The organism is Nocardia sp. NPDC003693 (assembly GCF_053981095.1).
In genome coordinates, this window is record NZ_JBSFNO010000029.1 from 1 (window position 1) to 20,959 (window position 20,959).

24 protein-coding genes are annotated in these 20,959 nt (G+C 70.4%); 10 read left to right on the forward strand and 14 right to left on the reverse strand.

Annotated features, from left to right (window positions below; translation table 11 throughout):
* Nucleotides 1-99 precede the first annotated feature (99 nt).
* The 4 genes from ACWDOP_RS27220 to ACWDOP_RS27235 form a co-directional block, all read right to left on the reverse strand.
* Complete coding sequence (locus tag ACWDOP_RS27220; RefSeq protein ID WP_454206273.1) at nt 100-594, reverse strand: peptidylprolyl isomerase; 495 nt, start codon at nt 592-594, stop codon at nt 100-102.
* A gap of 318 nt (nt 595-912) precedes the next feature.
* The gene (gene gloA2, locus ACWDOP_RS27225; protein WP_456347314.1) at nt 913-1,299 is read right to left on the reverse strand and encodes an SMU1112c/YaeR family gloxylase I-like metalloprotein; all 387 of its coding nucleotides are present in this window, start codon (nt 1,297-1,299) and stop codon (nt 913-915) included.
* 351 nt (nt 1,300-1,650) lie between these two features.
* On the reverse strand, nt 1,651-2,442 hold the full coding sequence (locus ACWDOP_RS27230) for a helix-turn-helix domain-containing protein (protein ID WP_456347315.1): 792 nt from the start codon (nt 2,440-2,442) through the stop codon (nt 1,651-1,653).
* Between the two features lie 76 nt (nt 2,443-2,518).
* Nucleotides 2,519-3,085, reverse strand: coding sequence for a sugar O-acetyltransferase (locus tag ACWDOP_RS27235; RefSeq protein ID WP_456347316.1), 567 nt, complete (start codon nt 3,083-3,085; stop codon nt 2,519-2,521).
* Nucleotides 3,086-3,317: 232 nt separating this feature from the next.
* Between ACWDOP_RS27235 and ACWDOP_RS27240 the strand changes: the two genes are divergently transcribed.
* On the forward strand, nt 3,318-3,671 hold the full coding sequence (locus tag ACWDOP_RS27240) for an iron chaperone (protein WP_456347317.1): 354 nt from the start codon (nt 3,318-3,320) through the stop codon (nt 3,669-3,671).
* A 9-nt stretch (nt 3,672-3,680) separates the two neighbouring features.
* Here ACWDOP_RS27240 and ACWDOP_RS27245 read toward each other — a convergent pair whose 3' ends face one another.
* The 3 genes from ACWDOP_RS27245 to ACWDOP_RS27255 all read right to left on the reverse strand — a co-directional run bounded on the left by ACWDOP_RS27245 (nt 3,681) and on the right by ACWDOP_RS27255 (nt 8,303).
* Nucleotides 3,681-5,819, reverse strand: a complete 2,139-nt coding sequence (locus ACWDOP_RS27245) for a DUF4153 domain-containing protein (protein WP_456347318.1) — start codon at nt 5,817-5,819, stop codon at nt 3,681-3,683.
* A gap of 608 nt (nt 5,820-6,427) precedes the next feature.
* Nucleotides 6,428-7,462 carry an ATP-binding protein gene (locus ACWDOP_RS27250; protein WP_456347319.1) on the reverse strand — a complete coding sequence of 345 codons (1,035 nt, stop codon included), beginning with the start codon at nt 7,460-7,462 and terminating at the stop codon, nt 6,428-6,430.
* A 151-nt stretch (nt 7,463-7,613) separates the two neighbouring features.
* Entirely contained in the window at nt 7,614-8,303 is a 690-nt protein-coding gene (locus tag ACWDOP_RS27255; protein ID WP_456347320.1) for a response regulator, read from the reverse strand.
* A 118-nt stretch (nt 8,304-8,421) separates the two neighbouring features.
* Here ACWDOP_RS27255 and ACWDOP_RS27260 point away from each other — a divergent pair, with 118 nt between their 5' ends.
* The 4 genes from ACWDOP_RS27260 (at nt 8,422) to ACWDOP_RS27275 (ending at nt 11,851) form a co-directional block, all read left to right on the forward strand.
* Nucleotides 8,422-8,967: a hypothetical protein gene (locus ACWDOP_RS27260; protein ID WP_456347321.1), complete on the forward strand. Its 546-nt coding sequence runs from the start codon at nt 8,422-8,424 to the stop codon at nt 8,965-8,967.
* A 368-nt stretch (nt 8,968-9,335) separates the two neighbouring features.
* Nucleotides 9,336-9,905 carry a copper chaperone PCu(A)C gene (locus tag ACWDOP_RS27265; protein ID WP_454206257.1) on the forward strand — a complete coding sequence of 190 codons (570 nt, stop codon included), beginning with the start codon at nt 9,336-9,338 and terminating at the stop codon, nt 9,903-9,905.
* On the forward strand, nt 9,898-11,133 hold the full coding sequence (locus ACWDOP_RS27270) for a Dyp-type peroxidase (protein WP_456347322.1): 1,236 nt from the start codon (nt 9,898-9,900) through the stop codon (nt 11,131-11,133). The genes ACWDOP_RS27265 and ACWDOP_RS27270 overlap by 8 nt, the downstream gene beginning before the upstream one ends.
* Before the next feature lie 382 nt (nt 11,134-11,515).
* The gene (locus ACWDOP_RS27275) at nt 11,516-11,851 is read left to right on the forward strand and encodes a YnfA family protein (RefSeq protein WP_456347323.1); all 336 of its coding nucleotides are present in this window, start codon (nt 11,516-11,518) and stop codon (nt 11,849-11,851) included.
* A 70-nt stretch (nt 11,852-11,921) separates the two neighbouring features.
* Here ACWDOP_RS27275 and ACWDOP_RS27280 read toward each other — a convergent pair whose 3' ends face one another.
* Nucleotides 11,922-12,566, reverse strand: a complete 645-nt coding sequence (locus ACWDOP_RS27280) for a TetR/AcrR family transcriptional regulator (RefSeq protein WP_456347324.1) — start codon at nt 12,564-12,566, stop codon at nt 11,922-11,924.
* Nucleotides 12,567-12,761: 195 nt separating this feature from the next.
* Between ACWDOP_RS27280 and ACWDOP_RS27285 the strand changes: the two genes are divergently transcribed.
* Entirely contained in the window at nt 12,762-13,532 is a 771-nt protein-coding gene (locus tag ACWDOP_RS27285) for an SGNH/GDSL hydrolase family protein (protein ID WP_456347325.1), read from the forward strand.
* Nucleotides 13,533-13,545: 13 nt separating this feature from the next.
* Here the strand turns inward: ACWDOP_RS27285 and ACWDOP_RS27290 are convergent, their stop codons facing one another.
* Entirely contained in the window at nt 13,546-13,896 is a 351-nt protein-coding gene (locus ACWDOP_RS27290) for a hypothetical protein (RefSeq protein WP_456347326.1), read from the reverse strand.
* Nucleotides 13,897-14,138: 242 nt separating this feature from the next.
* On the opposite strand from ACWDOP_RS27290, the gene ACWDOP_RS27295 reads away from it, so the two are divergent.
* Nucleotides 14,139-15,128, forward strand: a complete 990-nt coding sequence (locus tag ACWDOP_RS27295) for a glycosyltransferase family 9 protein (RefSeq protein ID WP_454206245.1) — start codon at nt 14,139-14,141, stop codon at nt 15,126-15,128.
* Between the two features lie 37 nt (nt 15,129-15,165).
* Here ACWDOP_RS27295 and ACWDOP_RS27300 read toward each other — a convergent pair whose 3' ends face one another.
* Nucleotides 15,166-15,468 carry an ArsR/SmtB family transcription factor gene (locus ACWDOP_RS27300; RefSeq protein WP_354988737.1) on the reverse strand — a complete coding sequence of 101 codons (303 nt, stop codon included), beginning with the start codon at nt 15,466-15,468 and terminating at the stop codon, nt 15,166-15,168.
* 207 nt (nt 15,469-15,675) lie between these two features.
* Here ACWDOP_RS27300 and ACWDOP_RS27305 point away from each other — a divergent pair, with 207 nt between their 5' ends.
* Nucleotides 15,676-16,422 (forward strand): M23 family metallopeptidase, encoded by a 747-nt coding sequence (locus ACWDOP_RS27305; protein WP_456347327.1) that lies wholly within the window; start codon nt 15,676-15,678, stop codon nt 16,420-16,422.
* A gap of 188 nt (nt 16,423-16,610) precedes the next feature.
* Here ACWDOP_RS27305 and ACWDOP_RS27310 read toward each other — a convergent pair whose 3' ends face one another.
* Nucleotides 16,611-17,453: a MerR family transcriptional regulator gene (locus ACWDOP_RS27310; RefSeq protein WP_456347328.1), complete on the reverse strand. Its 843-nt coding sequence runs from the start codon at nt 17,451-17,453 to the stop codon at nt 16,611-16,613.
* Nucleotides 17,389-17,901 carry a VOC family protein gene (locus ACWDOP_RS27315; RefSeq protein ID WP_456347329.1) on the reverse strand — a complete coding sequence of 171 codons (513 nt, stop codon included), beginning with the start codon at nt 17,899-17,901 and terminating at the stop codon, nt 17,389-17,391. The genes ACWDOP_RS27310 and ACWDOP_RS27315 overlap by 65 nt, the downstream gene beginning before the upstream one ends.
* 275 nt (nt 17,902-18,176) lie before the next feature.
* Here ACWDOP_RS27315 and ACWDOP_RS27320 point away from each other — a divergent pair, with 275 nt between their 5' ends.
* Nucleotides 18,177-19,208 carry a hypothetical protein gene (locus tag ACWDOP_RS27320; RefSeq protein WP_456347330.1) on the forward strand — a complete coding sequence of 344 codons (1,032 nt, stop codon included), beginning with the start codon at nt 18,177-18,179 and terminating at the stop codon, nt 19,206-19,208.
* Here ACWDOP_RS27320 and ACWDOP_RS27325 read toward each other — a convergent pair.
* Nucleotides 19,159-19,482 (reverse strand): hypothetical protein, encoded by a 324-nt coding sequence (locus ACWDOP_RS27325; RefSeq protein WP_354988742.1) that lies wholly within the window; start codon nt 19,480-19,482, stop codon nt 19,159-19,161. The genes ACWDOP_RS27320 and ACWDOP_RS27325 overlap by 50 nt on opposite strands.
* Before the next feature lie 182 nt (nt 19,483-19,664).
* Between ACWDOP_RS27325 and ACWDOP_RS27330 the strand changes: the two genes are divergently transcribed.
* Complete coding sequence (locus ACWDOP_RS27330; RefSeq protein WP_354988743.1) at nt 19,665-20,000, forward strand: RNA polymerase-binding protein RbpA; 336 nt, start codon at nt 19,665-19,667, stop codon at nt 19,998-20,000.
* A gap of 113 nt (nt 20,001-20,113) precedes the next feature.
* On the opposite strand, the gene ACWDOP_RS27335 is transcribed toward ACWDOP_RS27330, so the two are convergent.
* On the reverse strand, nt 20,114-20,911 hold the full coding sequence (locus ACWDOP_RS27335) for an ABC transporter permease (RefSeq protein WP_454206309.1): 798 nt from the start codon (nt 20,909-20,911) through the stop codon (nt 20,114-20,116).
* Between the last annotated feature and the right edge of the window lie 48 nt (nt 20,912-20,959).

Here is a 20,959-nt window from a genome sequence, read left to right on the forward strand (position 1 = left end):
TGGTCGAGGGCATCAACTGGATGGGTATCCCCACCGATCTCACCTGGCACGAGCGGCCGATGCTGGAGCCGATGACTTCGAAGTCGGAAGAACCCTTACTTACCCGACCACCTCGGCCGAGAAGATCGTGACGGCCTCGGCCGGCACATCCTGGTGCCCGGCCTTGGAACCGGTACGCACGCCCTCGATCGCGTCCACGGCGGCGATACCGTCGACGACCTTGCCGAACACGGTGTAGCCGAAGCCATCCTGGCCCGGGTAGTTCAGGAAGTCGTTGTTGTTGGAGTTGATGAAGAACTGCGCGCTCGCCGAATGCGGATCCATGGTGCGCGCCATGGCGACGGTGTACTTGTCGTTCTTGAGACCGTTGTTAGCCTCGTTCTCCACCTTGTTCGGCGCAGGCTTCTGCTGCATGTCGGCGGTCATGCCGCCGCCCTGGATCATGAAGCCGCGGATCACGCGATGGAACACGGTATCGGTGTAGTGGCCCGCCTTGACGTAGTCGACGAAGTTCGCGACGGTCTTCGGCGCCTTGGCCTCGTCGAGTTCCAGGGTGATATCCCCGGCGGAGGTCTTCAGGAGCACTGTGGTCATGGCCACCATCGTATGGGAGCCCCGAAACACCCGGCCGCCCGGCATCGAAACCTCCACGCCGAACCACGCAAACCGCTGTCCCACAACAGGATCGAACCTTCACCGACTCCGAGGGCGTACCGAACCCGCGACGCTCGGATCCGCAGCGTGCAGGTCCTGCCGACCCTGCCGCGCCCCCTGATCGGGGCGAAAGAGGGTGAGCGACTGTGGTCGTGACGTTGCCGCGCAGGTGAGTTCGGGAAAGAGATATCAGCAGAAAAGATGTTCAGATGCGCATATTTCCATCGTCTGATTTCCACACCGATCCCACCGAGACCCTCAGGCCTCGTAGAGCTCGAGCGGCAGATCGTCCGGATCGAAGAAGAACGCGAACCGCTTGCCCGTGTACTCGTCGACCCGCTCCTCCTCCACCCGCACTCCCCTGTCCGCCAGCTCGGCCAGCGCCTCCCCCACGCTCGGCACCACGAACGCCAGGTGCCGCAGGCCGGCCGCCTCCGGCCGGGACGGCCGCGGCGGCGGATCCGGGAATGAGAACAACTCGATCTGCCCACCGTCCGGCAACTCCAGATCGAGCTTGTACGAACGCCTTTCCGCCCGGTAGTGCTCGGCCAGCACCCGCAACCCCAGCACTCCCACGTAGAAGTCCTTGGACCTCGCGTAATCGGTGGCGATCACCGCCACATGATGGATTCGACGCAGCTCCACACCCCCAAGCTATCCCACCCCTCCCCCCGCTCGACCGCGCCGCGCGCCGGCCCTCTTTGTAAGAGCTGTCTTTTTTCCTTATGGCCACCTCCAGACCGCGACTTTTCCCAACATTCGGCAACACATGCGTAGATGCGCATATTTCCATGTAGGCATCTTAGAGATTCCTGTTTCTCCTGACGCGAAGGACGCTATGCGGTCCGTCGCGAGGCTTCAGACCAGACCCAGATGTCTTGTTACAGAACATAACTGGGGTGGTCCGGGAGGCGACGGACCACCCCGCTCCCCTGCCTCACCCCCGACGAACGGCACACGGACTCATCGGACTCCCCCGACGTTCGGCGTGTCGGATCAGTCCGCGGTCACGGCTATGCGCTCGCGGAGCAGGGTCGCGGTGGCCGCGTCGGCCGGGAAGAAGGCCTCGATCGCCAGTTCGGCGACGGTCACGTTCATAGGGGTGCCGAATACCGTTGTGACACTGATGAAAGCGAGTTCGTGCTCGCCCAGGCGCAGGCGCAGGGGTACGACTGCCTGATCGGGTTCGGGGAGGCCGGGGGCCTCTTCACCGCCCGGGTACGCGCGCAATTCGGCCAGCAGAGCGGTCAATTCGGGTGCGCCGCTGACGTCGATCTGGCGTTGCAGGCGCTCGAAGAGGTGCCCGCGCCATTCGGCGAGGTTGATGATGCGCGGTGCGAGACCGCCGGGGTGCAGGCTCAGGCGCAGGGCGTTGACCGGGCCGGTGAGCAGGCTGGGGTCGACGCCCTCGAGGAACAGGGCGATTCCGGCGTTGGCGTCGACCATGTTCCAGCCGGCGTCCACCGCGAGGGCCGGGTGCGGTTCGTGGCCCGCGAGGATCTGGCGGACGGCGGTGCGTACGGGAGCCATGGCGGGCGCGTCGAGTTCCGGTTCGGTGTAGACCGGGGCGTAGCCGGCCGCGAGGAGCATGCGGTTGCGTTCGCGCAGCGGGATCTCGAGTTCCTCCGACAGGTGCAGGATCATCTGCCGGCTGGGGGTGGAGCGGCCGGTCTCGATGAAGCTCAGGTGCCGGGTGGAGGTCTCCGCGCGCCCGGCGAGCTCGAGCTGGCTGAGCCTGCGGGTGACGCGCCAATGCCGGAGGAGGTCACCGGCGGTGTGAGTACGCATGTCCAGATCGTACGAATTCGTGGTCGCCACAACCATTACCCGCCGGGTAATGGGGAGAGACCGCCACCCGCGCGGGTTACAGGGTCTTGATCACGCGGGCCGGGTTGCCCGCGGCGAAGACCTTCGGCGGGAGGTCGCGGGTGACGACGCTGCCCGCGCCGACGACCGTGTCGGCGCCGATCGTCACGCCGGGGCAGACGATGACTCCCCCGCCGAGCCAGACGTTGTCGCCGATGGTGATGGGTGCGGCGGTCTCCCAGCGTTGACGGCGGAGTTCGTGATCGGTGACGGGGTGCAGGGCGGTCAGGAGCTGGGCCCGGGGGCCGATGGACACGTCGTTGCCGATGGTGACGGGTGCGCAGTCCATGACGATGGCGTCGTAGTTGAGGAAGCTGTTGTCGCCCAGGCGGATCAGGTGTCCGTAGTCGCATTGGAAGCGGGGCATGATCCAGGATCCCTCGCCGATCGCGCCGAGCAGGTCGGTGAGGATGGTGCGGCGCCGGTCGTCCTCCCCCGCGCGGGTGGCGTTGAAGCTGTAGAGCAGTTCTTGGCAACGGCGGCGCTCGGCGACCAGTTCGGGGTCGTTGTCGCGATAGAGCTCGCCGCGCAGCATGCGGTCCTTGTGTTCTCCCACTCCGCCCATAGTGCTCGAGTGCGGGGATGCGGGCACGGGGATGTGGGCTGTGCGACACAGCTTTCCGGCGTGGTGGCCGGTCGGGTCGCCGGCGATCACGAACGCCGGGGCATGTCCCCGGGCGTGCTCGGGGCGCGGTTGTGCGACCGAGACGCTCGGGTTCGGCCGGGCGCGGGCGTCTCGGCGGTACGGTCGAGTTCGGCAGTGCTGTTCCCGACCGATACCGGCGAAGGTGGCAGACATGGCAGTGGCGAGCACCGTTCAGGAGTACATCGCGCAGTTCCCGCCCGAGGTGCGGGAGGTGCTGGAGACGATCCGGGCGACGGTGCACGAGGCGGTGCCGGGCGGGACCGATGCCATCAGCTATCAGATTCCGGCGGTGAAGCTGGACGGCAAGGTCGTGGTGTTCTACGGCGGCTGGGCCGAGCATGTGAGCGTGTACCCGGTTCCCGAAGGGGACGCGGCGTTCGAGGGGGCCATCGCGCCGTATCGGGCGGGTAAGGGGACGTTGAAGTTCCCGCTGAGCGAGCCGATTCCGTACGAGTTGATCGGGCAGGTGGCCGCGCGGCTCGCGGAGCGGCGCGGCACCGCCTGATCGGTCCGGTCAGTTGCGGGCGGACGAGCGGGAGAGGTTCCAGCCCTGCCAGGAATCGTCCTCGAGGTCGGCGCGCACGGCGCGCTCGATCTTGGCGCGGTCCGCGGCGGGCAGGGGTGCGAGGGCGGGCAGGATGTCCGGCGAGAGGTCGGCGAGGTAGTAGTCGTCCAGACGTTTGCCGTGCTCGAGGGCGCGATCGACATTGCGTTCGGCAACCAGCAGTTCCGGGTTGACGACCGCGAGTGCGAGCAGGGTCGCCGCGGCGGCGCCGATCGCGGCGCGCGGCACCCACTGGCGGCGCAGTTTCACCAGTGACGCGAGCACCATCAGGTAGACCAGGCCGATCCAGAGTTCGAACACCTCGACCAGCAGGCGCATGATCGTGAATCCGTAGGCCTCCTGGTACACCCACATGCGGTGCAGGGCCGAGGCGACGATCACCAGGGTCAGCACGCTGACCGCGCCGACGGCCAGGCGCAGCCACAGGCGGTCGGCGGCCGATTCCTGTGCGGCGGTGCGCTGTACGACCGCGATGACCGCGAGGGTGAGCAGGCTGACGATGGACAGCTGCCAGAATCCGCTGCGCGCATATTCGGCGTAGGTGAGTCCGCCGTTGCTCATCACGTAGGAGTCGCCGCCGAACATGGCCGCCAGGCGGGAGACCAGGAAGAGTGCGAAGAGCAGGGTGAGCGCGCCGATGGGCAGGCCCCATTCCATGCGGGTGAAGCGCCGGGGCTGGTGGCCCGGGGCGCGGTGTATGCCGAAGAAGGTCGAGAACGCGCCCTCGGGGGCGTCGGCGGCGACCGGGGGCGGCCCGGCCAGCAGGTAGAGCGCGCCCGCCGCGCAGGCCGCGACGACGAGGAACACGAAGATCCAGCGCACGAGTTCGTCGACCGCCAGCGCGGGCAACAGGTCCTCGACGAAACGGGCGAACACCGCGTCCGCGCCCGCGAGCAGCGGCACGAACACCAGCAGCAGCGCGACGGTCACCAGCAGCGACCACCACATCCGCTGCGAGGAGGAGGCAGTACGCCCGCGCACCGCGCGCATGCCCCGGTACACCCACGGCACCGACCCGACCGCCTGCATGGGCACCGCGCACAGGTCGTACACGGCCCCGTAGATCGAGCGCCGCGACACAACCGCCAACGACGCGGACACCGCGGCTCCGATCAGGCACAGCACGAACAGCCACTCCGCCGCCCGCACCGCACCGACCCCGAGCAACCCGATGGCGAGCGCGACCCACCAGATCCGCCCGAGCGTGACCGATCGCCGCGATCCGGCCGCCCCGAAGATCCGGGTCCACGCGGTGTCCGGCTCGTCGGGCGATTCATGTTGCGCGTCAATGGCATTCGTGGCGTCAGAGATGTCCGGGCCGACCGAAGCGGGTCGATCTCCGGTTCCAAGCTCTGCGGCGGTGGAAGAGTCTTCCTCACTGCCCGGCGCGATTACGGACTCACGAGTGGTCGTCCGGGTGTCCGCTGCGGTCGATTCGGCGGAAGTCTCGGAACCCGCAGAGGTTGCGTCAACGGTTTGCGTTGCAGCGGATTGCGTATCGGTTGTAGGGCCGGAGACTCCGGAACGGGCGGCATCGTGCCCCTCGGTCGCGGAGTCCTCGGTGGCCGACTCCTGGGTGTCCGCGCGGCGGCGGGCGGTCGCGTCCACGGTGTAGACCGCGCCGGCGGTGGCCAGGCCGGCGAGGAGCCAGCCGACGCCGGGGCGGTCGAGGGGGATCAGGACCGCGCCGGCGAGGCCGCTCACGGCGATCGCGGGCAGGGTGCCGCGGGCCATCGGAATCCGGCTGGACTTGGGGGGAACGCGGACCGGCATGGCGGTGTACGCGACGGGGCGCATGGGATCGAGACCGGTCACGGCCCCGTTGCCGGGGGTCAGTGCGAGGTTCGTCATCCAGTGCGGTTGTGCCGGAGCCGCGTTGCCCGTGGCCGGGGGTGCTCCCCAGGCCACGGGCCCGGCGACCGGTGCTCCGGGTTCGGGGCGGGCCCAGGGCTCCGGCACGCGGACGTCGCCGCCTGATCCGGCGGGCGGCACGGACCCCTCGACCGTGCTGCCCGCCAGGTTGGTGACGCTTCCCGCCGCGGACTCCGGCCCGGCCGGGGTGGCGTTCGCGAGAACCGGTGTCGCCACTCCCTCGGGTGCGGAGGAGGCCGGGCTTCCCTGCGCCTGGGCATCGAGCGTGTGCGCCGTTTCGGCGGAGGTAGCGCCCGGGGATTCAGCGAGCAAGGTTCGCGAATCGGCCGGGGTACTCGCGCCCTGAGTCGCGGCCTCGGCCAAAACATTTTGCGCGCCAAGCGAACCGGTCTCGGCGACAAGGGCGGGGGTCGTGGCGCGAGACTCCGGGGACACGGTGGTCTCGGAGTCTCGCGCCTGTTCCGACCGTGCTTCCCTGGTAACTGCCTCCCCCGCGCTCGGCTCGCCGGGCTCGTTCGCCGCGGCCCGAGTCGCGGAAGCAGCTGTCGTACCTGTGGAATCGGCGGGTGGGACGGTGGTGCCCGTGGCGGGGGTACCGCTCAGCGACTCCCCGGCGCTGAGGGTGTCCGGCGTGGGCTCGGGTTTCGAGTGTGGGGGCTCGCCGGGATGGGCGGGGGTGTCGGACATCGGACCTCCTGTGGATGTGTTGGGTGGTCCCGGTATTCGAGGCCGGGTCGGTGGGTGGGTGGTTTGTGGTGGTGGCGTGCAGGTGTGGCGGGGTGGCTCGATGCCCGGGCGGGTGATCGAGGCGGGGACGGGGATCGTCAGTCGGGGAGGGTCAGGCGGATGCGGGAGCCGGGGGCGGCCACGGCGATCGTGCCGCCGTGCAGGTCGACTATCCAGCGGGCGATCGCCAGGCCGAGGCCGGTGCCGCCGCTGGTGGTGCGGCCGCCGCGGGTGAAGCGTTCGAACACGCGGGGGCGTTCGGCGGGCGGGATGCCGGGGCCGTCGTCGGCCACCTCGATCACGGTGTGCCCGCGCAGGGTGTGGGCCTCGAGGCGGACCTCGCCGCGGGCGGGGCCGTGCCGGGTGGCGTTGTCGGCGAGGTTGAGCAGGACCTGGTGCAGGCGGGCGCGGTCGGCGCGGACCAGCAGGCCGGGGGTGGCGGCGATCGTGAAGCGCACGGGGCGGTCCACGGCGGCGGCCATGACCTCGGCTTCGGCCACGACTTCGGTCAGCAGTGGCTCGAGCGGGAACTGTTCGCGGTCCAGGGCGACCGCGCCGGCTTCGATGCTGGACAGCGCGAGGAGCTCGGACACCAGCAGGCTCAGGCGCTCGGTCTGGGCGAGCGCGGTACGCAGGGTCGCCGGGTCGGGTTCGGCGACCCCGTCGACGAGGTTCTCGAGCACGGCGCCCAGGGCGGTGATGGGGGTGCGCAGTTCGTGGGAGACGTTGGCGATGAACTCGCGGCGCTGCTGGTCGGCGGCGGCGAGGTCGGCGGCCATGGAGTTGAACGCGGCGGCGAGTTGACCGACCTCGTCGCGGGAGGTGGCGCGGACCCGGCGTGAATAGTCGCCCTGGGCCATGTGTTTGGCGGCGGCGGTCATCTCGCGCAGCGGCATGGTCATGCCGTGCGCCAGGATCTGCGAGGTGGCCAGGGCGAGCAGGACGGCCGCGGCGGTGGTGCGCGGGGGCAGCCAGCCGATGCGCAGGGCGAAGAAGCCGAACGCGACCGCGCCCGAGCCGACCATGAGGATGGCGAGCTTGGCCTTGATCGAGCGGACCCGGTCCAGCGGGCGCGGCAGTCGCGCGGCGACCTGTCGGGCCGCTTCCCGTAATCGTTCCCCGCGTTCGCTCACGTGTCCCCCCGCCGATAGCGCGCAGGCGTCGGGTGGGCGCACACCCGATGCCGCGCGGAGCTCCCCCTCCGCGCACCCCCTATCGAACCATCCCGGCGTTCGGGGCACTCGTGCAGTGCCGCGGCCACTCTCGCGGCCCACTCCCCCGCGCTCATCGCGCCTCGAGCGCGTAGCCGACCCCGTGGACGGTGCGGATGAGATCGGGGCCGAGTTTGCGGCGCAGGGCCTTGATGTGACTGTCCACCGCGCGGGTGCCCGACGCGTCGGCCCAGCCCCAGACCTCCGAGAGCAGGCGTTCGCGGGCCAGGACCGTGCGCGGTCGCCGGGCCAGGTGCACGAGCAGCTCGAATTCCAGTGGGGTGAGCTGGGTTTCGGTGTCGGCGCGCCAGACTCGACGCTGGTCGAGGTCGATGCGCAGGTCCCCGACGACAATCGCCGCCCCGGGTGCGGCGGTGCGTTCGACGCGGCGCAGCAGCGCGTGGATCCGGGCGGTGAGCACGCGCATGGAGAACGGTTTGGTGAGGTAGTCGTCCGCGCCGACGCCGAGTCCGACGAGCATGTCGGTCTCGTCGGTGCGGGCGGTGAGCATGAGCACCGGCAGCGGGCGGCGCGCCTGGATGCGCCGGCACACCTCGAGTCCGTCGAAGCCGGGCAGCATCACGTCCAGGACCACCAGGTCCGGGTCGAGGGTTTCGGCGGCGGTGACCGCGGCGGGCCCGTCGTGCGCGAGGTCGACGCTGAACCCTTCCGCGCGCAGGCGTGCGGCGATGGATTCGGCGATGGTGGGTTCGTCCTCCACCACCAGAATGCGCCGGGCGGTGCGCTGCTGGGTCGCTTCCATGGTGTGACCCTATGCAGTGGGCGTGGAGATGGTTCGCCCCGCGTGTGGAGATGTTGTGGAGACGCCGGTCACCGCACCTGCGCGCCGGTCAGGGCGGGGTCGGCCCTACTATGGGCGGGTGCGCTCACCGACGGATCACACCGCGCCCCTGCGCGGCGCCGCCGTCGGGGCGACCTCGGGGGCGGTCGCGATCTTCGCGCACGCTCTCGGCGGCGGCGCCTCGATGCCGGCCGGGTCCGCGATGGCGCTGCTGCTGGCGGCCTGCGGGTTGATCGGCGTCGTGGTCGCGGCCGTGCGGCCCGCGCACGTGCTGGCCTCGACCATGGGCATGCTCGCGGTCGGGCAGGCGGTCGGGCATGTCGCGCTGTCGATGTCGCCGGATCATCATCACCACGGCGCGACGCCGCTCATGCTGGCCGCGCACCTGGTGGCCGTTCCGGTGGGCGCGCTGCTCATCGGGGCCGCCGAGGTCGGTGTGCGCCGGGCGGTTACCAGTGTGCGGCGGTTCATGGTCGCCCTGGACGGTGTGCTCGCGCCGGCGGCGCTGCCCGCGCGCGCGTTCGTGGCCGACGAGCGGGCGGTGGTTCGCCGCCTGCTGGTGAGTCCGGGTATCGGGCGGCGCGGGCCGCCGACGGCGGGGTTCTCTCCCTTCGTTCCGGCGTAACCCCACGCTCTCGGCTCGCATCGCGCCCGCGATGGCCGGTTGCACCTCGTTGCACCCTGCTGCGCGCGTCGTCGGTATCGGCTCGGCTTCTCCGCCGTGTTCGCGTTGCCGCGCAGGTTCGGCATCCCGCCGCGCTCCCATTCTCGAGCGTGCGAGCAGGAGGCCGCGCGGGGCGTGTCCGGCGGTCGAAACGTGCTCGCACGCCCGATAATTCGACTCGCACACCAGGTCTCGACCCGCACACCGGGGCACTCTCGCGCCGCGCTGTCCGTGCACCGGTTGTCCCTCGTGCACGGCGGCCCGCTCGCGGCGCCGGCGTCTCGCCCGGAACGAATTCCGCATCCCCCCTCATTCGATCGGAGTTTCTCGTGTCCCACGCACTGCTCGCCCGTACCCCGCGTACCGTCCGCCGTCTCGGCCTGCTCGCGGCGGTGTCCGCGCTGGCGATCTTCCCCGCCGCCTGTTCCAGCGATTCGGCCTCCTCGTCCACCGGCAAGGCCGCCGACGAGATCAGCTACGACGATCAGTGGATCAAGGCCGCCGACAGCGGCATGTCCGCGGCGTTCGGCATTCTCACCAACGCCGGTGACGCCCCGGTCAATCTGGTCGCCGCGTCCAGCCCGGTATCCGCGCGCGTGGAGATCCACGAGGTCGTGGCCGCGGCGGGCGGGGACAAGACCATGCGGCCCAAGGAAGGCGGGATCACCATTCCCGCGCACGGGTCGGTCACCCTCAAGCCCGGCTCGGATCATCTGATGTTCATGGATCTGAAGCAGCCGCTGCGCACCGGGTCCGAAACGCCCATCACGCTGATCTTCGCCGACGGCTCCACCACCACGGTGTCGGCGCAGGTGCGCGATTTCGCGGGCGGCAACGAGAACTACAGCGGCGGCGAGCACGCCGCGCCCGGCGCGCAGAACCCCGCCCACGGTGGCTGAGCCCGCGCTACCGCATCCGAGCCGGGTCACGCGCCGGCGGCTGCTGGGCGGCGGCGCGGCCGTCGCCGGGGCCGCCGGTGCGGCCGGAATAGGCTGGGGCGCTTCGACTCTCACCCATCGTGAGCACGATCGGGATCCGGCCCTGGAGACGATCGAGTTCTACGGCCCGCATCAGGCCGGGATCGCGACCGATCCGCAGGACCAGGTGGCGTTCCTGGGTTTCGACCTGGCCCCGGGCACCGATCGCGAGGACGTGATCGGTGTGCTGAAGATCTGGACCGACGACGCGGCCCGCCTCACCCGGGGCCGGCCCGCGCTCGCGGACACCGAACCCGAACTGGCGGCCCGGCCCGCGAAACTGACGATCACCGTCGGATTCGGGCCGGAACTGTTCACGATCGCCGGGCTGGCGGCCGAGCGCCCGGGCTGGCTGGCCCCGCTGCCCGCGTACGGCATCGACAAACTCGATCCCGCGTACACGGGCGCGCATCTGCTGCTGCAGGTGTGCTCGAACGAGGCGACCACGGTCTCGCACGCGGTGCGGGTGCTGTCCAAACACGTGAAGTCCCTGGTCACCGTGAAATGGGTGCAGCGCGGGTTCCGTAACGCCTCCCGGGGCCAGACCATGCGGAACCTGCTCGGCCAGGTCGACGGCACGGTCAACATCGCGCCCGGGACCCTGGATTTCGACACCCTGGTGTGGGACGACGGGGCGAGCACGCCGTGGCTGGCGGGCGGCACCTCCATGGTGTTGCGCCGCATCGCCATGAACCTGGACAGCTGGGACGAGATGGACGCCGAGGCGCGGGCGATCACCCTGGGCCGGCGTGACTCCGACGGCGCGCCGCTGGGCGGCACCAAGGAATCCGACGACCCGGATTTCGAGGCCGTGGACGAATTCGGGATCACCCTCATCCCGCCGTCCTCGCATATCGCGCGCGCGCACCACACCACCGAGCGGGAGCGGTTCCTGCGCCGGGGCTTCAACTACGACGACACCCCCGCTCCCGGGCAGCTCTCCAACTCCGGATTACTGTTCACCGCTTTCCAGCGCGACATCGGCGCCCAGTACCTACCGGTACAGCAGCGCCTGGCCGACTTCGACGCCCTCAACCGGTGGACCACGCCGGTCGGGTCCGCGGTCTTCGCTATCCCCCCGGGCGTGCCCGAGCCCGGGGGCTACCTGGGGCAAACCCTGTTCGAGGGTCCACGCGGCCTGGGTCGCTGAAACCCGCCCGGCCCTGGCGGATTCGCCGCCGAGGGCCGGGCATCGATCATCCGGGGCCGGACCACACGAGGGGTGGTCCGGCCCCGGTACGTTCACCCCTGGAGTGTGCGATGTCTCGCGTCTCCGGCAGCCGGGCGGGTGCCCGCCTGCGGGGCGGCGGGTACGGCGTTCGACAGCCTGTTCGCGCGCCGCGGGCCTCACGGTGGGGTGCGCCGCCACCGTGGACCCCTCGACTGTCGACAGAACGATTCGTGGGCGTCGTCGCACAGCGGACGGAGGGCGCCGGCATGATGTGGATCCACTCGTTCTGTCCGACGGGCCGGTGGATCGCGCGTCGGCGGGTGGTCGCGGCCGGCATGCGTCCCGCACCTAGGGTGAGCGCATGACCGTCCTGCGCTCCGTGCTGTTGTTCGCGCTGGCCGCCGTCGCCGAGATCGGCGGGGCGTGGCTGATCTGGCAGGGTGTGCGCGAGCATCGCGGGTGGGCGTGGATGGGGGCCGGGGTGGTGGCCCTGGGGATCTACGGATTCGTGGCCACCCTGCAACCGGACGCGAACTTCGGGCGGATCCTGGCCGCCTACGGCGGGGTGTTCGTCGCCGGGTCACTGCTGTGGGCGATGGCCCTGGACGGATTCCGGCCCGACCGCTGGGATGTGACGGGCGCGCTGGTGTGCCTGATCGGGGTCACGATCATCATGTACGCGCCGCGCGGAGCGTGAATACGGCTGCCGCACAACGGGATCGGCGGTCACTCCGGACTCGGTGACAGGGTTCGCACGGAACGGCCGCCTACTCCGCGCGCCGGTCCAGCAGCCCCGCGACGATCTCGCGGGCGGTCGCGATCGCGGTCTCCTCGCCCATGCGGGCGGCGGTGTTGGCCGAGCTGATCAACGCGTCGAGCTGGAACGCCACCGCGTGCGGGGTGCCGCTCGCGGCGAATCCCGCCTCCTGGGCGCGCGTGATCTCGCGTTCGAGGACGGCGAACCATTCCGCGCGGGTGGCCGCCAGGGCGTCGTGCACCGGGCCGGGGCGGCTGTCGAATTCGGCCATGCCCGCGACCTGGAAGCAGCCGCCGGGCAGCACCGGGGTGTCGATGTAGTCGAACCAGCACCGCATGTACGCGCGCAGCCGGTCGATGCCGCGCGGTTCCGCGCGGGCGGGCAGGACCACGTGCTCGATGAAGACCTCCCGAGCCGCGGCCACCGCGGCCAGCTGGAGTTTCTCCTTGGTGCCGAACAGGGTCGCCACCCCGCTCTTGCTGACCCCGAGGTCACCGGCGAGCCTGCCCAGGCTCAGTCCGGTGAGCCCTTCCACCGAGGCGACGTCGGCGGCGTGGCGGGCGATGCCGGCGCGGGCCCGGGCGCCCTTGAGGAGGCGCTGGTCGGAGATCGGGGCGGGGATGTGCTGTTCAGCGGTCTGCACGGGGTCGGCCATCCCTTCATGGTGTCACTTCGACTTGCCAAAGCACACGATCGGTCGTACTTTTCAACAATACGAACGATCGTACGTACAGTTTAGGTTCCCGGACGGCCCCGCGACACCCCGGGACACCGCACACGTCGCGACACCCGCCGCCACCGAGCAACGTCACAGTGACGATGACCCGTATACCCCAGGAGCACACCGACCATGACCACCAACGACATTCGCACCCCACACCCCGCCACCCGCGACATCCACACCGCCGCACTCGATCTCGACGCCCTCGGCCCCCACCCCGCCACCGAGGCCGAGGACCCGCTGCTGCTATCCGACGCCGAAGCCCGAAACCTGTTCGCGGACATACCGTGGCGACGCCTGGCGGTCGTGGGCGACTCGATCGCCGCGGGCATCGGCGACCCCCGCCCCGGCTACGCGAGCGTGCCCTGGGCCGACCGCCTGGCCCGCTGGCTCCTGGCCGCGCACCCCGAATCGGACTACCTCAACACCGGCCGCATGGGCGCCACCCTGCCCGAGATCCGCGCCGAACAGCGTTCCCGCGTCACCGATTTCCGCCCCGACCTGATCCTGGTCACCGGCGGCGGCAACGATCTGTTCCAGCGCGGGGCGCGCATGGACACCGTCGAACGCGACCTCGACGACCTGTGCGCCGAACTCGCCGCCACCGGCGCGCGCCTGTCCCTGTTCACCCTCGCCGACGCCTTCACCGGCAAACTCCGGCCCCTGCGCCCCCTGTTCGCGGACTACGCCGACACGGTCCGCCGGGTCGCGCGCCGGCACGACGCCATCCTCACCGAGTTCTGGGACCATCCGGCCCGCCTGCGCCCGGACTGGCTGAGCGCGGACCACATTCACCTGACCATGGCCGGGCAGGCGGTGGTCGCCGCCGAACTCGCGCGCGCCCTCGCCACCGCGGCAACCCCGGCGCGCGTGCCGGATTCGGGCGCGCAGGGGTCGTGACCCCGCGCGCGGGTCAGTGCCAGAGCGCGGCGACGAAGACGTTCACGATGGCCAGCCCGCCGGCCGCGTGGGTCATCCACACCACCGCCCTACCGCGCTTGGCATCGGCCCGGCCCATCTCGGCGAACGCCGCGACCAGAACGGCCACAACGAGTTTGACCCCGATCTTGGCCATGTCGAGGTCCTTACCCAGCGAGTCGATCGACTCGGCCAGGCCCACCAGCACGATGCCGCTGATCACCTGGGCACGCGCACCCCACACCATGAGCTCGGAGACCCGGGGCTGACCGGCGGCGTATCCGCCGACCACGGCCGCCATACCGAGCAGATGGGACACGACCACCAGGTTGTAGACGAAGTCCATGACCAGACACGGTAGTTGATCTCGCGCGCCTCCGACGGGCGGTAGTAATAAATAGTCGCGAGTCCCGCGCGCCGTGGTGTTTCGCGCCGCGGCCGCTCGGGTAGTCCTCTCCTAATGGCCCTCGGTGTTCCCGCATTGGAGGGCTCTCCCCTTGTGGGGCCGCGACGCCGAGACCGGCGGCGACGCGCGGAAAACGGTGCAGGCAAGGACATTGCGGGCAGTGAACGGCTAGGAGAGATCAGGTGGCGGTTGTACTCGTGCTGCGGGCTCGCGGACTGGGTGATCTGCTCACCGCGGTCCCGGCGCTGCGCGCGCTGCGCCGGGCCAGGCCCCAGGATCACATCGCACTGGCCGCACCGCACCGCCTCAAACCGATCATCGATCTCATCGCCGCGGTCGACGAACTCGTGCCCATCGCGGGCCCCTCGGCCGTGCGCTGGGACGGCGAGGCGCCGGCCCTCGCGGTGAACCTGCACGGCTGCGGCACCGAAGGGCTCGCCGAGCTGCTGCGCACCAACCCCGACCGTGTCCTGACCTATCGCAATCCCTACTTCCCCGAACTCACCGGACCCGACTGGGATCCCGACATGCACGACGTCGACCGCTGGTGCCACCTGCTCGAATCCGAGGGCATCGCCGCGGACCGCCGCAATCTGGGCCTGGTCCCGCCCGTGGCCACCACCAGCCATCGCGACTGCGTCGTGGTGCACGTCGGGGCGGGCGCACCCGCGCGGCGCTGGCCGCCGGACCGCTTCGCCGCGGTCGTGTGCCACCTGCTCGTTCAGGGCCGCGATGTCGTACTCACCGGCGACGAGACCGAACGCGACATCGCCCTCGGGGTCGCCGCGCGCGCCGGGCTGCCCGTGTCCAAGGTGCTGGCCGGGGAACAGAACCTCATCGAACTGGCCGCCACCGTCGCCGAATCCGCCCTGGTGGTCGCCGGGGACACCGGGGTCGCGCACCTGGCGACCGCGTTCGGCACCCGCACGGTGCTGCTGTTCGGGCCGACCCCGCCCAGCCGCAGCGGGCCGCCGCCGCATCTGCTGGGCAGGCACGCGGTGCTGTGGGCCGGGCAGGTCGGCGACCCGGCCGCCCAGACACCCGACCCCGGTCTGCTGAAGATCGACGTGCCCGAGGTGATCAACGCCGTGGACAAGCAGCTGCGCAAGCGGCCGTGGCCGGGCACCGGGCTGGATCGGCGCGGGCAGCAGGCGTACCGCCGGGTCGGCTGAGCCGGACCTGTCCCCCCTCCCGTACGGGCGGGAACCCTCACATATCGGCCAGATCGGCCCGCGCGGAGGACAGCGCGGCCGAGTAGGCGGCGATGGCGCTGGGCCAGAACTGTTCGAGATAGTCACGGCAGTCCGCCAGCCCCCGTGGGTCCAGCGAGTACAGCCTGCGGTTGCCCGCGGGTTGCGACATCACCAGGCGAGCTTCCCGCAACACCTTCAAATGCTGCGATACCGCGGAACTGCTGACGCCGACGGCCGCCGCGAGCTCCCCGACCGACCGCGCTCCGGACGGCAAAGCCTCGAAGATCGCACGGCGCGTGGGGTCCGCGAGAGCGGTCATGACTCGGACTCCGTTAGCGGGCACTTACACAGGTTGCCCGCAGGGCAGGGTCGAGGTCAATACACCCGAAATACCCTTTCACCAATGTCATAACGAAATTACCTCCATGTCGTTATGTAGTCGTGACATTCGAACTGGGATTTTGTACCGATGTGACGGTAGGCACAGCATTTCTGACCCGGTCATAACCTCGGTTACGTTCGATGCATGCCCGTAACCGTTCCGTTATCCAAAGCCCTCAAGGCCGGCAAGTACCGGACGGCCGCAACTCGTGCAGTGGCCGTTACCGCCGTCGTCGGCTCCGCCCTGGGAGTTGTCGCCGCCGCCGACCAGGACACCGCCGTCGCCTCCGCGAGCCAACTCTCCGCTAACGCCTCCACCGTACTGGCCGACTCCGCGCCGGGCCTGGTCTCCGCCGACATCCCCGGCGTGCAGAAGGCCAACTTCACCGCGTTCACCCCGTGGGAAGCGCAGATGCCGCAGAACGTGCCGCCGGAGGTCACCGACTTCCTGAACAACCTCGGTATCCAGCAGCAGCAGGAGCAGAACCGCCCGCGCACCGTGCGCCCGGTCGCCGGCCCGCTCACCTCCGGCTTCGGCCAGCGCTGGGGCGCCGCGCACAACGGCATCGACTTCGGCGACGGTTTCGGCGCCCCGATCAAGGCCGTCACCGACGGCACCGTGATCGAGGCCGGCCCGGCCTCGGGCTTCGGCCTGTGGGTCCGCATCCAGCAGGACGACGGCACCATCGGCGTCTACGGCCACATGCAGGACATCCTGGTCGCCCCCGGCCAGCAGGTCCGCGCCGGTGACGACATCGCCACCGTCGGCAGCCGCGGCTACTCCACCGGCCCGCACCTGCACTACGAGGTGCACAACTCCCCCGGCGCCCCGATCGACCCCATGCCCTGGCTCGCCGCCCGCGGCATCGACGTCGGCGCACCGGTCGACTGAGACCCGCACGGCTCCACCTGAATACGCACGACCGCCGACACCGGCTCGGGAATCGATGAGGGGTTCCCGCGCCGGTGTCGTCGTATGTCCCAGGCGCCGACCATGATTCGGGCACCGCGATCCCCGTCCGGCCATCGTGCGCGGTTCGCACGACCGCCGGTACCCGATGACACCGCGGCCCGGACGGGTCAGCCCCAGGTCGCGGTCCCGGGATCGACGCCGTGCGCGCGGGCGTTGGCGTCGATGATCGCGCGCAGCCAGCTCGCCAGCCCCGGGGCCAGCCCGTCGTAGAAGGCCCGGTAACCGGGCTCCTCCACATAGGTGCGGCCCAGACACACCTGCATCGCGTGCGAGCAGTCGAAATACGCCGCCATCGAGACCCGGTGGCGTTCGGCCAGCGCGTCGGCCTCGGGGCTGCCCGGGACCGTGCCCGCGCGGCAGGCGGCCGCCAGCGCGGCGTGCAGCTCGTCCAGGGCCGCCGCGATCACCCGCCACTGGTCCGGGGTGCGATCGGCCGCGCGTTCGGCGTACTGCGCCCACTGGGCCGTCTCACCCCAGCGCTGCCCGGCCCGCGCGACATGGCCCGGCTCCCACTCGGGGCCGAAGATCTCCCGCTGTTGCGCGTGCGAGAGCAGCAGGCCCGATTCCCGCGCCCGGATCAAGCGGTCCAGGGCCGCGCCCATCGCCTCGAGTTCGGTGACACGTTCGCCGATCTGATCGCGCTGACGGCGCAGCACCTCCAGCGCGCCGGCGCCGGGCGCGTCCAGCATCGGCCCGATATCGGTCAGCGGCACCCCCAGCTCCCGGTAGATCAGTACCCGGTGCGCGCGGGACACATCGGCGGCCGTGTAGAGCCGGTAGCCCGCCGCCGAACGCTCGGACGGGCACACCAGGCCGATGGAGTCCCAGTGGTGCAGCGCCCGCACGGTGACCCCCAGCCGGGCGGCCACCGCGCCGACGGTCAGCTCATCGGGCAGCGGGTACATCGGGCCCGTCGATTCCCATCGCTCGCAGGTGTTCGGCTTCGGCACTGTCGGGATCGTACGGACGCGCCCCGGTCATGATGACGCGGGCGCCCTCGGGTGTGCGGACCTCGAGCTCCACCGAGTTCCACGGCATCGCCCGCGGCCCGCTCACACACCCGGGCACGAGCCCGTCGCACGCGGCCGCGATCTCCTCGAGCTGGCTCAGCACGCACGAGAAGCTGACCGTCATCATCGAGGGCCCCGCCGCACCCGGTACGAGCAGGACGTCCTGGAACGCCCAGCGCCGCAGATGCGTGATCTGCCCGGGCACGGTGAACAGATCGAAGAACCCGAGCCCGCGCACCCAGAAATCGACCGAGGCCGCCAGGTCCACGACCGGGATCGTGACGAACATGGGCATGCCGTACAGACCGCGGAACAGCGCGGGCGGCACCGCGTCCGGGCCGGGGACGGGAACGGGACTGATATCGAAAGCGGGAAAGGTGTCGCTCATAGGGCCAGCCTGCGACCTCACGCCGCGTGAGGGTCAAGCCGGCACTCGCGGCGCCGGGTCCGCGCGGCGGTGTCGCGTACCGGGATTCGAGATAGCAGCCCGACGACTCGAACCGGATCCTCGGGGTCGACCCCTAGGCCCACGGCCCGTAGCGCTCCGATCGCGGTGTCCCCGCATGGTTTTCACGACCGGCGCGAACCCCTACCGCGGTACTACGTGCCGACCCCACCGCCGGGTGAGGTGCGGTGCGGCCCCGCGCTCCTAGCGTCAGCGACATGACCACCGCGCTCGCCCCGGCCGCTCGCCGGTTCCATCGGCCCCTGCTGTTCACCACCGCCGCCATGACCGTGCTGGCCCTGTTCTGCCTGTGCGCCATGGCAATCGACGACCGGCAACTGCTCGGGGAGTCGGTGTGGCTCAAACCGCTCAAGTTCGCGTTCGCGTTCGCGCTCTACACCGGCACCCTGACCTGGCTCCTGGCCTTCGAGCATCGCGGGCAGCGCCTGACCTGGTGGATGGGCACGATCTTCGCCGTGACCGCTGTCGTCGACGTCGGTTTCATCGTCACCCAGGCCGCGCGCGGCACCTTCAGCCATTTCAGCAACGAGGACGACGCCTGGAACAACATCGGGCAGATGGTGTTCGCTTCCGGCGTGCCGGGCCTGTTCGCCGCCAATCTGGTTATCGCGCTCGTGCTTTCGTGGCAGCGGGTCACCGACCGGCCCACCTCGCGGGCGATCCACCTGGGCCTGGCCCTGGCCGTGGCGGGTATGGCGCTGGGCTATCTCATGGGCTTCACCGGTAAACAGCAGGCCACCGACGCCTACGGCAACCCGATCCCCTTGGCCGCCGGGCACACCGTCATCACCGGCGCCGAGCAGCCGGTCCTGCGCGACGGGGTCGACACCATGCCGATCACGCACTGGAGCACCAACGGCGGCGATCTGCGCATCCCGCACTTCATCGGACTGCACGGCATCCAACTGCTGATCGTGCTCGCGGTCGTGCTGGCGAAACTGGCCCCGCGGATCCCGTGGCTGCGCCGCGAACGCGCGCGCGCCGATCTCCTCGGCGTCGTGGCCCTGGGGTACGCCGGTCTGCTGGGTGTGTTGACTTGGCAGGCGCTGCGCGGTCAGCCCCTGCTCGATCCCGATGCCGCGACCGCCACCGCGCTGGGTGTGGTCGCGGCGGTCACCGCGGCGGGTATCGGACTGGTTCATCTCGTACACGGCCGCGCGGCGGCCGATCCGGTCGTGCTCAGCGCAGGCGTTCCGCGTCCCGCGTCAACCGCACCAATGTCTCGGTGAGATCGGCCAGTTCGCGATGATCGGCCCCCTCCTGCACCGCGGTCGCCACGTCCTCCGCGGCACAGCGCGCGGCGAACCAGCGATCGGACAGGTCGGCGACCTCCTGGGCGGAGAGCACCACCGAGTCCTCGGGAATACCGGTGCCCTTCACACTGTTTCGATGCTCGTAGGCACGCTGGCGACAGGATTGCCGGCAATAGCGCCGACGGCGGCCGATCTCCGAATCGGCGATCTCCCTCCCACACCATTGGCAGGGCATGCGGTGGCGCAACATGGTCCGGAACATTAACGGTTCCGGGCCCCGACCGGGCGGTGGGCACGCCGAACGAAAGCAGTACCGCCGGACCGGTAGAATGGACGGGTTCTCTCCACGGGAACCGAAGGTCACGTCGAAGCGTTGAGCGGAGACGAGACACTACGTAGAACGTTGCCGCTAGGCGAGAAGGGACCGCACTCATGGCAGATCGCGTACTCCGGGGCAGTCGACTCGGAGCGGTGAGCTACGAGACCGACCGCGACCACGACCTCGCGCCGCGTCGGATGGCGAAGTACCGGACCGAGAACGGCGAGGAATTCGACGTGCCGTTCGCGGACGACGCCGAGATCCCCCCGACCTGGCTGTGCCGTAACGGCCAGGAGGGCATTCTGCTCGAGGGCACCACGGTCGAGCCCAAGAAGGTCAAGCCGCCGCGCACCCACTGGGACATGCTGCTGGAGCGTCGCAGCAAGGAAGAGCTCGAGGAGCTGCTGCAGGAGCGGATGGATCTGATCAAGAGCCGCCGCCGCGCGTAGCCGAGACAGCTCGGGCGCCGAACGACAGAGCCCCCCAACCCGAATCGGGTGGGGGGCTCTTCGCTGTGTCCGGGCCGGGTGGGCGGCCCGGGCACAGTGGCCGGGAACCGCTCTCAGTGACTGGCGACCTTGCGGTACTGCAGCAGCGACATCGGCACCGCGACCGCGAGGATCGCCAGCGAGCACAGGATCGCGTACTCGACGCAATGGTCGGCCGGCCAGCCGTCGGCGGGCACGAAGGTGGGCGGGGCGCCGTTGTCGAAGAGCTTGCGCCCGGCCGCGGCGACCGCGGTGATGGGATTCCATTCCGCGATCACGCGCAGCGGCCCGGGCAGGCTCTCCCCGGAGATGAACGCCGAGGAGATGAACGTCAGCGGGAACAGCCAGATCAGGCCCGCACTCTGGGCGACCTCCACGCTCGGCGACAGCAGCCCGGTGAGCGCGCCCACCCACGACATGGCGAACGCGAACAGCAGGATCACCCCGAAGGCCAGCACGGCGTCCAGGATGCCGCCGTTGATGCGCCAGCCGACCGCGTACCCGCAGCCCACCATGACCGAGAGCGCCAGGATGTTGACCACCAGGTCCGAGAGCGTGCGGCCCATGAGCACCGCCAGCCGCGACATGGGCAGGGTGCGCATGCGGTCGATGATGCCCTTGTGCAGGTCGTTGGCCAGGCCGACGGTGGTGAAGGCGGCGTTGAAAGCGACCGTCTGGGTGAAGATTCCGGCCAGCAGGAATTCGCGGTACTGCCCGCCGCCCAGCGACGCGCCGAACACGTAGGCGAACAGGAACACGAACATCAGCGGCTGGATGGTGGCGGTCACCAGCAGGGTGGGCACGCGCAGGATGGTCAGCAGATTGCGGTAGGCGACGATGGCGCTGTCGCGAAAGACGCGGGGCAGGGCCATGAATGACTCGGATGCGGTACCGGGGGCGCGGTCCCGCGCGGGCGCGTC

Bases quoted from the DNA above. Each gene is read 5' to 3' on its own strand.
- ACWDOP_RS27220 (WP_454206273.1), bottom strand. From the start codon at position 594: ATGACCACAGTGCTCCTGAAGACCTCCGCCGGGGATATCACCCTGGAA.
- ACWDOP_RS27230 (WP_456347315.1), bottom strand. From the start codon at position 2,442: ATGCGTACTCACACCGCCGGTGACCTCCTCCGGCATTGGCGCGTCACC.
- ACWDOP_RS27235 (WP_456347316.1), bottom strand. From the start codon at position 3,085: ATGGGCGGAGTGGGAGAACACAAGGACCGCATGCTGCGCGGCGAGCTC.
- ACWDOP_RS27240 (WP_456347317.1), top strand. From the start codon at position 3,318: ATGGCAGTGGCGAGCACCGTTCAGGAGTACATCGCGCAGTTCCCGCCC.
- ACWDOP_RS27255 (WP_456347320.1), bottom strand. From the start codon at position 8,303: ATGGAAGCGACCCAGCAGCGCACCGCCCGGCGCATTCTGGTGGTGGAG.
- ACWDOP_RS27275 (WP_456347323.1), top strand. From the start codon at position 11,516: ATGACCGTCCTGCGCTCCGTGCTGTTGTTCGCGCTGGCCGCCGTCGCC.
- ACWDOP_RS27280 (WP_456347324.1), bottom strand. From the start codon at position 12,566: ATGGCCGACCCCGTGCAGACCGCTGAACAGCACATCCCCGCCCCGATC.
- ACWDOP_RS27285 (WP_456347325.1), top strand. From the start codon at position 12,762: ATGACCACCAACGACATTCGCACCCCACACCCCGCCACCCGCGACATC.
- ACWDOP_RS27290 (WP_456347326.1), bottom strand. From the start codon at position 13,896: ATGGACTTCGTCTACAACCTGGTGGTCGTGTCCCATCTGCTCGGTATG.
- ACWDOP_RS27300 (WP_354988737.1), bottom strand. From the start codon at position 15,468: ATGACCGCTCTCGCGGACCCCACGCGCCGTGCGATCTTCGAGGCTTTG.
- ACWDOP_RS27305 (WP_456347327.1), top strand. From the start codon at position 15,676: ATGCCCGTAACCGTTCCGTTATCCAAAGCCCTCAAGGCCGGCAAGTAC.
- ACWDOP_RS27315 (WP_456347329.1), bottom strand. From the start codon at position 17,901: ATGAGCGACACCTTTCCCGCTTTCGATATCAGTCCCGTTCCCGTCCCC.
- ACWDOP_RS27320 (WP_456347330.1), top strand. From the start codon at position 18,177: ATGACCACCGCGCTCGCCCCGGCCGCTCGCCGGTTCCATCGGCCCCTG.
- ACWDOP_RS27325 (WP_354988742.1), bottom strand. From the start codon at position 19,482: ATGTTGCGCCACCGCATGCCCTGCCAATGGTGTGGGAGGGAGATCGCC.
- ACWDOP_RS27330 (WP_354988743.1), top strand. From the start codon at position 19,665: ATGGCAGATCGCGTACTCCGGGGCAGTCGACTCGGAGCGGTGAGCTAC.
- ACWDOP_RS27335 (WP_454206309.1), bottom strand. From the start codon at position 20,911: ATGGCCCTGCCCCGCGTCTTTCGCGACAGCGCCATCGTCGCCTACCGC.